Source organism: Eubacterium ramulus (genome assembly GCF_003122485.1).
Taxonomy (GTDB): Bacteria; Bacillota; Clostridia; order Lachnospirales; family Lachnospiraceae; genus Eubacterium_I; species Eubacterium_I ramulus_A.
Genome location: NZ_JRFU01000264.1, coordinates 1 through 634, shown reverse-complemented (window position 1 = coordinate 634; position 634 = coordinate 1). Strand labels below are relative to the sequence as shown.

The window sequence follows — 634 nt, the reverse complement described above, 5'->3', positions numbered from 1 at the left end:
CTCACCACTTGCAGAAGTGGGAGTCTCAACTCAGACTGAGATGAAATATGCATTATGCAATAACATATTCTCCTATACATTTGATCCGTTGCAGAAAATCTCGTTGTTATATTTTAGTGTCTTCTATATCTACGCAGCATTGGAAGTAACTCTTCCAGAACGCTGTAAGTATAATCTAATTCTTCTTTTGTCGTCTCCGGGCAGAAACTGAACCGCAGCGTGGATTCCTGATGCGCATGATCCAGTCCGATATTCAGCAATGTGCTGGACAGGGACGGATGATTGGAAGAACATGCGCTTCCCGCAGACACATAAATATTGCGGTCCTCCAGTGAATGAAGCAACACTTCGGAACGCACACCTACAAAACTTGCGCTGACGATCTGTGGCGCACTGTCACGGTCTGTCTTTCCGTTGATGGTCACATCCTCAAGCTGCTGCAGCTTCTCTGTAAAATATGCTTTCAGTTCATACAGATGTTCTGCATTCTCCTCCAGATGGTCATAAGCCTCTGTCGCTGCCACACCAAGTCCTGCAATTCCCGGCACATTAATGGTTCCGGAACGCATGCCTTTCTGCTGATCTCCGCCAAAGGAAATCGGACGAATCTTTGTCTTATCTTTGATATACAAAA

The 634-nt window shown here is 45.4% G+C and carries 1 protein-coding gene; it reads right to left on the bottom strand.

The window, feature by feature from the left end:
- Positions 1–113: 113 nt before the first annotated feature.
- A partial coding sequence (locus LG34_RS16445) for an aminotransferase class V-fold PLP-dependent enzyme (protein ID WP_146190253.1) occupies positions 114–634 on the bottom strand: 521 nt, incomplete at its 5' end.